The sequence below is a fragment of the Zoogloea sp. genome (assembly GCF_028693495.1).
In the GTDB taxonomy this organism is placed as follows: Bacteria; Pseudomonadota; Gammaproteobacteria; order Burkholderiales; family Rhodocyclaceae; genus Zoogloea.
Map to the genome: position 1 here is coordinate 18,144 of NZ_JAQUVG010000043.1, position 9,805 is coordinate 27,948.

The 9,805-nt window shown below is 65.0% G+C and carries 6 protein-coding genes; 5 read left to right on the forward strand and 1 reads right to left on the reverse strand.

Going from position 1 to position 9,805, the window contains the following annotated elements; all coding sequences use genetic code 11:
• Window positions 1-68: 68 nt before the first annotated feature.
• The 3 genes from PHD22_RS08905 to PHD22_RS08915 are packed head-to-tail and all read left to right on the forward strand — an operon-like array spanning window position 69 to window position 5,301.
• Window positions 69-3,458, forward strand: coding sequence for an ATP-binding protein (locus tag PHD22_RS08905; RefSeq protein WP_299865259.1), 3,390 nt, complete (start codon window positions 69-71; stop codon window positions 3,456-3,458).
• Window positions 3,459-3,466: 8 nt separating this feature from the next.
• Complete coding sequence (locus tag PHD22_RS08910; RefSeq protein ID WP_299865262.1) at window positions 3,467-4,597, forward strand: DUF4118 domain-containing protein; 1,131 nt, start codon at window positions 3,467-3,469, stop codon at window positions 4,595-4,597.
• Entirely contained in the window at window positions 4,594-5,301 is a 708-nt protein-coding gene (locus PHD22_RS08915) for a response regulator (protein WP_299865265.1), read from the forward strand. Before PHD22_RS08910 ends, PHD22_RS08915 begins: the two co-directional genes overlap by 4 nt.
• Window positions 5,302-5,308: 7 nt before the next feature.
• Here the strand turns inward: PHD22_RS08915 and PHD22_RS08920 are convergent, their stop codons facing one another.
• Entirely contained in the window at window positions 5,309-7,171 is a 1,863-nt protein-coding gene (locus tag PHD22_RS08920) for a potassium transporter Kup (protein ID WP_299865268.1), read from the reverse strand.
• Window positions 7,172-7,417: 246 nt separating this feature from the next.
• Here PHD22_RS08920 and ahpC point away from each other — a divergent pair, with 246 nt between their 5' ends.
• Both ahpC and ahpF read left to right on the forward strand, forming a co-directional pair.
• The gene (gene ahpC, locus PHD22_RS08925) at window positions 7,418-7,981 is read left to right on the forward strand and encodes an alkyl hydroperoxide reductase subunit C (RefSeq protein WP_299865271.1); all 564 of its coding nucleotides are present in this window, start codon (window positions 7,418-7,420) and stop codon (window positions 7,979-7,981) included.
• A gap of 135 nt (window positions 7,982-8,116) precedes the next feature.
• Window positions 8,117-9,664 (forward strand): alkyl hydroperoxide reductase subunit F, encoded by a 1,548-nt coding sequence (gene ahpF, locus PHD22_RS08930; protein WP_299865274.1) that lies wholly within the window; start codon window positions 8,117-8,119, stop codon window positions 9,662-9,664.
• Window positions 9,665-9,805 lie beyond the last annotated feature (141 nt).

Below are 9,805 nucleotides of genomic sequence, written 5' to 3' on the forward strand. Positions count from 1 at the left end.
GCCGGCCCCATTCCAGATGGGGCTACAATGCAGCGGCCCATTTTCCCGTCAATGCCTGCCGCGTGCCCATGAGCTCCGTGTCCTCTTTCGTCTCCCTTCCCAGGGGGAGAGCCTCGCGCTGGTCGGTCGGCAGGTGGATCCTGGTGGTCTTGTTGCTGATCAATGGCGGGGCATTCCTGCTGGGGGGGATGCGTCTTTGGGAAGGGCACCGGAAGGCGGGCGAGCAGGCGGAGCAGACCACTCGTGGCCTGGTCCAGGTGCTGAACCAGAGTCTGGTCAACACGGCCCGCAGCATTGACCTGACCCTTCACGCGGTGGTCGGGGACGTGGAGGCCGCCCTCAAGGCCGGGCATCTCCGGGATGAAGAGCTGCGGGCGACGCTCGGGCGCTTCAAGTCCTGGCTGCCGGAGGCGGAAGCCATCCGGGTTTTCGACGAGCGAGGGCGCCCCCGCTGGGTATCCGAGGGCAGCAAGGTGGCGGCCCTGGACATCAGCGATCGGGCGTATTTCTCTTCCCTGCGGGATCAGCCGGATCCGGGTATGGTGGTGTCGATGCCCCTGCAGGGGCGGATCACCGGCAACTGGGCGGTGGTCTTTGCCCGTCGCATCACTCACCCGGACGGACGTTTCGCGGGCATTGCCACCGCGGTGGTTCCCGTGGACCGCCTCCAGGAGATACTGGCGTCCGTCAGCCTGGGTCACAGCGGCATCGTGGCGCTGCGTCACGCAAGCCGGGCGCTGGTGGCGATGCACCCACGTCTCGAGACGCCGGCTGCTCAGGTGGGTAGTCAGGACATCACTCCCCAGCTGAGGGCGATCCTCGACTCGGGGCAGACTTTTGCCACCTATCATGTTTCCCGCATGCAGGACGGGCTGGAGCGGATCAACACGGTACGTCGGGTGAACGGCCTGCCCTTCCTGCTGGTCGTTGGCATGGCCAGCAGCGATTACCTGCAGGTCTGGCGCAGCGAGCGGGATCAGACGGTAGCCCTGCTGGGTCTCTTCGTCCTGGTCACCAGCCTGGCGGGTCTCGCGCTCGGGCGTACCTATGGCCGCCTGCAGGAGCACGCGGGGCGTCTCGGAGAGGCACTGGCAGCCCTCCACGACCGGGACCGGGTACTGGCCGCCACTGAGCAGATCAGTCAGCTGGGCACTTATTCCATCGACCCCCTGACCGGCCAGGGGGACGGGGCGCCCCAGACCCTGCGCATCTTCGGGTTGGACCCGGACCATCCGGATAAGCTGGTGGCCTGGCTGCAGGGCATTCATCCGGAAGACAAGGCGCTGATCACGGAGGCCTTCATGGAGGGCACGATGGTGCGGGGGGAAGCCTTCGATGCGGCCTACCGGTATGTACGTCCGGATGGGGAGCTGCGCTGGATCCACGGCATGGCCACGGCGGAGACCGACGGAGCCGGGCGGGCGCTGCGGGTGCATGGGGTGGTGCAGGACATCACCGAGCGGCGGCAGGCGGATGCGGCCCTGAAGGAGGCCCTGGACAACTACCAGCGGCTGGTGACAGGTATTCCGGTAGGGATCTTCAAGTTCGTTGAGGCGCCGGGCGGCCCCGGGCGCTACGCTTATGTCAGTCCGAGGATGGCCGAGCAGGTGGGGCTCCAGGTAAACGAAGTGCTGGCCAACCCCGGTCAGGTGATCCGGCGCATTCACCCCGATGACCGCCGCTCGTTTTTTGATGCTCTGGCCCTGTCCCGGCAGGCGCTCGAGCCCTTGCGCTGGGAGGGACGCATCCTTCTCGATGGGGTCGCGCGCTGGTTGTCGGTGCAGGCGGTTCCCCGTCACCAGGTCGATGGCAGCCTGCTGTGGGAAGGGGTGCAGGTGGACACTACCGCCCGGGCGGAGGCGGAGACCCTGCTGCGTGAAAGTGAAGCCCGCTACCGTCTGCTGCTGCAGCACCTGCCGGTGGGCATCCTGCACTACGGGCAGGATCTGAAGGTCCGCTACTGCAACACCCGCTTTGCCCAGATCATGGGTGTTCCCCTTGAGTACATGCTGAACCTGGATTGCGGCAGGCTGAAGGACGACCGGGTGCTGCCCGCCTTGCGGGAAGCGCTCGCGGGGCAGGTGGGGCGCTACGAAGGCCCTTATCAGACCAGCTATGCGGACAAGCGGCTGAGCATCGGGATGAACTGCCTCCCCCTGCGTCTGGCCGATGGTTCCGTGGTGGGGGGCATGGCCCTGGTTGAAGACATCACCGAGCGGGTCCGTCAGGACGAGGAGCTGACCCGCTACCGGGATGGTCTCGAGGAACTGGTTGCTGCCCGTACGGCCGATCTGGTGGCGGCCAGGGCAGAGGCCGAGCGGCTGGCCCGGGTCAAGAGCGAGTTTCTGGCCAACATGAGCCATGAGATCCGTACGCCTCTCAATGGTGTCCTCGGTCTGGCCCACATCGGCCTGCGAGACAGTCAGGGACGGACCCGGGAAACCTTTGCCCGCATCATCACCTCAGGGCAACTGCTGCTCGGGATCATCAACGACATCCTGGATTATTCGAAGATCGAGGCGGGCAAGCTGCGTATTGAGGCCATTCCCGTTTCCCTCGGCAAGCTGGTCAGTGAAACCCTTGATCTGATGCAGGAGCGGGCCGTGGCCAAGGGCTTGCGCCTGCAGTTCCAGAAGGAAACACCCCTGCCTGCGGCCTGTCTTGCGGATCCACTGCGGGTTGGCCAGGTGCTGATCAACCTGCTGTCCAATGCGCTCAAGTTCACCGAGAAGGGCGATGTTTCCTTGAGTGTCGCCCACGATGGGGAGGCGCTGGTGTTCCGCGTCCGGGATACCGGTATCGGCATGACGGAAGAGGAACTGGCCACGGTCTTCAGGCCCTTCGAGCAGGCCGACAACTCCACTACCCGCCGTTTCGGCGGCACCGGGCTGGGCCTGACCATCACCCGTCGTCTGGTGGACCTGATGGGCGGGCGGCTCACGGTTGCGAGTTGCAGCGGTGCCGGCAGCTGTTTCGAGGTCTCCCTGCCTTGCCCGGCGGTCGCTGATCCGTTCGACGCCGAAGCGGAACTCCGTCGTGAGCAGGAGGGCGTGGACACGGCCCCGCGGCTGGCGGGTCTGCGGGTACTGGTCGCGGAAGATAATGAGGTCAATCAGCTGGTCATCGAGGAGATGCTGAGCGGGGAGGGGGCCCAGGTCACGCTCTGCAGCAATGGCCAGGAAGCGGTCGAATGCCTGCAGAGCGTGGGGGCAGAGGTCTTTGATGTCGTATTGATGGACGTACAGATGCCCGTGATGGACGGGCTGGAGGCGACTCGGCAGATCCGCGCACTGGCGCCCACCCTGCCGGTGATCGGACAGACGGCTCATGCCTTCGAAGAGGAAAAGGGCCGCTGCCGTGCGGCGGGCATGGTGGCCCATCTGGCCAAGCCCCTCGATCCGGACCTGCTGGTCCAGACCGTGCGACAGCACTGGCACGCCAGGCGGGGGGGCGTCTGAAATCCGGATTGCTCTCCCCTTGCCGGTCGCCCTGGTGTGCCTACCTCCAGGCAGCGCTCGCCGTGGTCTCCATCGCCGTGCTCGGTGCCCTGTTGCTGGATCGTCTGGACCTGGCCAACGTGGCCATGCTGTTTCCCCTGGGGGTCCTGTTTGCGGCGATCCGGCTGGGCAGGGGGCCGGCGGTGCTGGCGGCCTTCCTGTCGGTGGGGCTGCTCGATTTCTTTTTCGTGCACCCCCAATGGACCTTCCAGGTGTCCGATCTTCAGTATCTGGTGACGTTTGCCGTCCTGCTGGCCGTGGCATTGATCAGCGCCGAGCTGGCCGATCGCCTGCGCCGGGAGCGGGATGCCGCCGAGGCGCGGGGAGAGGAGGCTGCCCGGGCCCGCTTGGCCGTGGAGTCGGAGCGTCAGCGCAACACCCTGCTGGCGTCCCTCTCCCACGATCTGCGAACCCCCCTGTCGGCCCTGGCCGGTCTGGCGGAGTCCCTGCCTCTGGCGGGTCCACCCTTGCCGCCGGTTCAGGCTGCCCTGGCGGAGGCCATCCGTCGCGAAGCCCTGCGGACCTACCGGCTGGCGCGGGATCTCGTCGACCTGGCGCGGCTGCAGTCGGAGGGCTTGCAGCTGGCCCGGGCGTGGTTGCCGGTGGACGAACTGGTGGGGGCTGCGCTGGAGAGCCGGCGCCTCCCGCTGGCGGCTTATCGGGTGGTGACCGACATGGCGGTCGAGCTGCCCTTGCTGGAGGTGGATCCGGTGCTGCTGGAGCGGGTCTTAGGCAACCTGCTCGATAACGCCATCGCCCACACGCCAGCGGGCGGCACGATCCTGATCCAGGCGGCCTGTCTGGAAGCAGGTCAGCTGGCCCTGAGCGTCTGCGATACCGGTTGCGGTCTTCCGCCGGGGCGGGAGCAGGCGATTTTCGAGCGCTTTGTCCGCGTTCCTGGGGAGAGTTGCGGAGGCGCTGCCAGTGCCGATGCGGGCAGCGGGTTGGGGCTGGCGATCGTTCGTCTCATCGTCGAGGCCCACGGTGGCAAGGTGGCGGCCTTCAACCAGCCCACGGGAGGGGCCTGCTTCCGACTGTTGCTGCCGGTGGGCGAACAGCCCACACCTCCGCCCGCCGAATGGATGGACTCCGGATCATGAAAACCCCCCTGCGCCCTGCGCCGTCCGTTCTGCTTGTCGAAGATGATGCCGGTATCCGTCAATCCATCCGGGCCGCCCTGATGTCGGAGGGGTGCCAGGTCATTGAGGCACCCAGTCTGGCCCGTGGCCGCATCGACCTGTCCGGCCGCAGCCCCGATCTGTTGGTCCTTGACCTGGGCCTGCCCGATGGGGACGGACTGGCCCTGCTGACCGAACTGCGGCTGTGGAGCCCCATGCCGGTGCTGGTGCTGTCGGCCCGGGGGGATGAAGCGGACAAGGTCCGGGCGCTTGATGCCGGAGCGGACGATTACATGAGCAAGCCCTTTGGTGTGGCCGAGCTCCTGGCCCGGATCCGTGCCCTGCTCCGGCGCAGCCTGCGCGGTGGGGACAGGCCTGGCCTCCAGACCTTTGGCGGGGTGGTGGTGGATCAGGATCTGCGTCAGGTCCGCCGCAACGGCGAGCCGGTGCACCTGACGCCCATCGAGTACAAGCTGCTGTGCCTGCTCCTCAACGGTGGCGGGCGGGTGCTGACCCATCGCCAGCTGCTGGCCGGTGTGTGGGGGCCGAACCATGTGGAGCACGGCCACTACCTGCGGGTTTACATGGCCGGCCTGCGTCGCAAGCTGGAGGCGGATCCGGCCCAGCCCCGTCACATCCTCACCGAGTCGGGGGTGGGTTACCGCCTGCGGCCGCAGGCGGAATAGCCGGAGCTCAGATCACCAGCTGGGTGCCCAGCTCCACCACCCGGTTGTTGGGGATCCGGAAAAAGTCGGTGGCGCTCGTGGCGTTCTTGGACAGGAAGGCAAACAGGCGCGCCCGCCAGCTGGCGATGCGCAGCCGGTTCATGCGTGGGATCACCGTCTCTCTGGAGACGTAGAAGCTGGTGTCCATCATGTCGAAGCTTTCCCCGAAGCGGCTGCAGTGCTTGAGGGCGTTGGGTACATCCGGGTCTTCCATGAAACCATAGCGCAGCACGATGCGCATGAAGCCGGGCTTCAGGTGATGCAGGTAGATCCGGTCCACTTCGCTCACGTAGGGGGTGTCGGTGGTCTGCACGGTGATCAGTACCACCCGCTCATGGATGACCTGGTTGTGCTTGAGGTTGTGGAGCAGGGCGGCAGGGACCCCTTCCTTGGTGCTGGTCATGAAGATCGCCGTTCCCCGGACCCGGTGCACACCGTCAATCATCTGGATGAAATCGTTCATCGACAGGCTGTGGCGGGCCATTTCCTCCATCACCAGGCGGCGGCCATGGCGCCAGGTGGTCAGGACCGTGAAGGCGATCATGCCGATGGCGATGGGAAACCAGCCCCCTTGCGGAATCTTGATGGCGTTCGCCGAGAAGAAGGCCAGGTCCACCAGCAACAGGCTGCCCGCCACCAGGGTCACCAGCAGCGGGTGCCAGCGCCACAGCAGGGACATCACGAAGGCGATCAGGATGGTGTCGATCAGCATGGTGGCCGTTACCGCAATGCCATAGGCCGCGGCCAGATTGGATGAGTTCTGAAAGCCCATGACCAGCGCCACCACCGCCAGGTACAGGGTCCAGTTGGTGAAGGGAACGTAGATTTGTCCCCGCTCGTGACCGGAGGTATGGATGATCAGCATCCGGGGCAGCAGGCCCATCTGTACCGACTGGCGGGCGACCGAGAACGCACCGGAAATGACCGCCTGGGAGGCGATCACGGTCGCCAGGGTAGCCAGCACCAGCAGGGGGATCAGCGCCCAGGAAGGTCCCAGGTGAAAGAAGGGGTTCTCGATGGCGGCCGGGTCGTAGAGGAGCAGGGCGCCCTGACCGAAGTAGTTGAGCACCAGGGCGGGCATCACGAAGCCGAACCAGGCGAGGCGGATCGGGCGGGCACCGAAGTGGCCCATGTCGGTATACAGGGCTTCACCACCGGTCACCGCCAGTACTACCGCCCCCAGAGCCAGAAAGGCCAGGCGGGTGTGATCGCGGATGAAACCCAGGGCGTAAGCGGGATTGAGCGCGGTCAATACCTCCGGGTGACGGCTGATTTCTAATACCCCAAGTACCCCCAGTACCCCGAACCAGCCCACCATGATGGGCCCGAAGTAAAGGCCCATGGCGCCTGTGCCCCGGTGCTGGATGGCAAACAGGGCGGTGAGGATGAGCAGGGTGATGGGAACCACATAATTGGCTGCCGCCGGAGCCACGAGGGTGATGCCCTCCACTGCAGACAGGACCGAGATCGCCGGGGTGATCATGCTGTCCCCGAAGAACAGGGCCGCAGCGAAGATTCCGAGCATGGACGCCACCCAGGACAGGCGCCGACTGCGGGCCCGCTCCACCACCAGCGACTGCAGGGCCAGGGAGCCGCCCTCCCCGTGGTTGTCGGCCCGCATGATGATCAGGACGTACTTGAGGGTGACCAGGGACATGATGGCCCAGAACACCAGGGACAGGATCCCGAGGACGTTGTCCGGCGTGACCGGGATCGGATGATGGCCGTTGAAGATTTCCTTCAGGGCGTACAGGGGGCTCGTGCCGATATCGCCAAAGACAACGCCGATGGCGCCCATCGTGAGGCCCGGCAAGGCTTTGCGGGAACTCATGTGCTCAGCTCAGCGGGACGGAAAGGCTGCGGATGCTAGGCCCGACCGTGTAAAGATGGCGTAAATATTTTGCGGTGCAGCAGCCGTTGCCGCAGGGTGAAACAGGCCAGGACAGTCCGGCTTGAGTTTTGATAGGTTTTTGCGATCGGATGTATGCAAGCAATGAATTAGACCAATCGCTGGCGTTTTTTTAAACTTCATTCCGTCTTCTCTCAACAATCCACCTCAAGCCCAGGAGAACTGCACATGGCAATCATCAACAGCACGGTCAAACCCTTCAAGGCCACTGCCTACCACAACGGCAAGTTCGTTCCCGTCAGCGATGCCGACCTGCAGGGCAAGTGGTCCGTCTTCTTCTTCTACCCCGCTGATTTCACCTTCGTCTGTCCTACCGAGCTGGGCGACATGGCGGATCTTTACCCTGAGTTCCAGAAGCTGGGCGTCGAAGTGTACTCCGTCTCCACCGACACCCACTTCACCCACAAGGCCTGGCACGATGCTTCCGACACCATCAAGAAGATCAACTACCCGATGATCGGCGACCCGACCGGTGCCATCACCCGTGGTTTTGATGTGATGATCGAGGAAGAAGGTCTGGCTTTGCGCGGCAGCTTTGTGATCAGCCCGGAAGGCCAGATCAAGGTCGCCGAGATCCATGATCTTGGCATCGGGCGTGACGCCGCCGAGCTGCTGCGCAAGGTCAAGGCAGCCCAGTACATTGCCGCCCACCCGGGTGAAGTCTGTCCCGCCAAGTGGCAGGAAGGTGCTGAAACCCTGAAGCCCTCCCTCGACTTGGTCGGCAAAATCTGAGCGGTCGCGCAAGCACCCTCCACGGGCGGTTCGCCGCCCGGCTGGATTCCAGCGTCAAGCCCTGCCCTCTCCGGCGGGCTTCGCGATGGGATTCTCCCCACCGGACTCACGCCTCTTACAGGAAAGGACATCACCATGCTCGATGCCAACATCAAGACCCAACTCAAGGCCTACCTCGAGAAGCTGCAGCGCCCGATCGAGCTGGTGGCCTCCCTCGACGACAGTGCCAAGGGCCAGGAAATGCGCAGCCTGCTCAGCGACATCGCCGAGCTCTCCCCCAAGGTGGCCCTGCGCCAGAACGGCACCCATTCCCTGCGTCCGTCCTTCGGCGTCGCCGAGCCGGGCGAGACTCCGCGCATCCACTTTGCCGGCCTGCCCATGGGCCACGAATTCACCTCGCTGATCCTGGCCTTGCTCCAGACCGGCGGTCATCCGCCCAAGGTGGATCAGGCCGTGATCGACCAGATCAAGGCCCTGCCGGGCACGTTCCACTTCGAGACCTTCATCTCCCTGTCCTGCCACAACTGTCCGGACGTGGTGCAGGCCCTCAACCTGATGGCCGTGCTCAACCCCGGCGTGACCAGCACCATGATCGACGGGGCCCTGTTTCAGGACCTGGTTAACGAACGCAAGATCATGGCCGTACCCACGGTATTCCTCAACGGCGAAACCTTCGGCCAAGGCCGCATGACTGTCGAAGAGATCGTCGCCAAGCTCGACACCGGCGCTTCCGCCCGGGCCGCCGAGGAGATCGCCAAGAAGGATGCCTTCGACGTACTGGTGGTCGGCGGTGGCCCCGCCGGCGCGGCGGCAGCGGTCTATGCCGCCCGCAAGGGCATCCGCACGGGGGTGGTGGCCGAGCGTTTCGGCGGCCAGGTGATGGACACCCTGGGCATCGAAAACTTCATCTCGGTGAAGGAAACCGAAGGGCCCAAGCTGGTTGCTGCCCTGGAGCAGCACGTCAAGCAGTACGAGGTGGATGTGATGAACCTTCAGCGCGCAGCCAAGCTGACCCCGGGCGAGCTGATCGAGATTCAGCTGGAAAATGGCGCAACGCTCCGGAGCAAGACGGTGATCCTGTCTACCGGTGCCCGTTGGCGCGAGATGAACGTGCCTGGCGAGCAGGAGTACAAGGCCAAGGGCGTATGCTTCTGCCCCCACTGCGACGGCCCGCTCTTCAAGGGCAAGCGGGTGGCGGTGATCGGCGGCGGCAACTCGGGCGCCGAGGCGGCCATCGACCTGGCCGGCATCGTCAGCCACGTGACCCTGCTCGAGTTTGCCGACACCCTGCGTGCCGACGCGGTGCTGCAGAAAAAGCTCTACAGCCTGCCCAATGTCACCGTGATCAAGTCGGCCCAGACCACCGAGGTGACCGGAGACGGCCAGAAGGTGACCGGCATCCGCTACAAGGACCGGGTGAGCGGCGCCGAGCAGGTGGTCGAGCTCGAAGGCATCTTCGTGCAGATCGGTCTCCTGCCCAACACCGACTGGCTGAAGGGCACGCTTGAGCTGTCCAAGCACGGCGAGATCATCATCGACGCCAAGGGCCAGACCTCGCTGCCCGGTGTGTTCGCCGCAGGCGACTGCACCACGGTGCCGTACAAGCAGATCATCATCGCCATGGGCGCCGGCGCCACCGCGTCCCTGGGGGCTTTCGACCACCTGATCCGTACTTCGGCCTGACGACCCGAGATGAAGGCGGGAGCAGGTGTTGCAAAGCGGTCAAACCGCTTTATAATGCCGCTCCTCTCAAGGGCGTCCTTAGCTCAGCTGGTTAGAGCGCCACGTTGACATCGTGGAGGTCGGCGGTTCGATTCCGTCAGG

Bases quoted from the DNA above. Each gene is read 5' to 3' on its own strand.
- ahpF (WP_299865274.1), top strand. From the start codon at position 8,117: ATGCTCGATGCCAACATCAAGACCCAACTCAAGGCCTACCTCGAGAAG.
- PHD22_RS08905 (WP_299865259.1), top strand. From the start codon at position 69: ATGAGCTCCGTGTCCTCTTTCGTCTCCCTTCCCAGGGGGAGAGCCTCG.
- ahpC (WP_299865271.1), top strand. From the start codon at position 7,418: ATGGCAATCATCAACAGCACGGTCAAACCCTTCAAGGCCACTGCCTAC.
- PHD22_RS08915 (WP_299865265.1), top strand. From the start codon at position 4,594: ATGAAAACCCCCCTGCGCCCTGCGCCGTCCGTTCTGCTTGTCGAAGAT.
- PHD22_RS08920 (WP_299865268.1), bottom strand. From the start codon at position 7,171: ATGAGTTCCCGCAAAGCCTTGCCGGGCCTCACGATGGGCGCCATCGGC.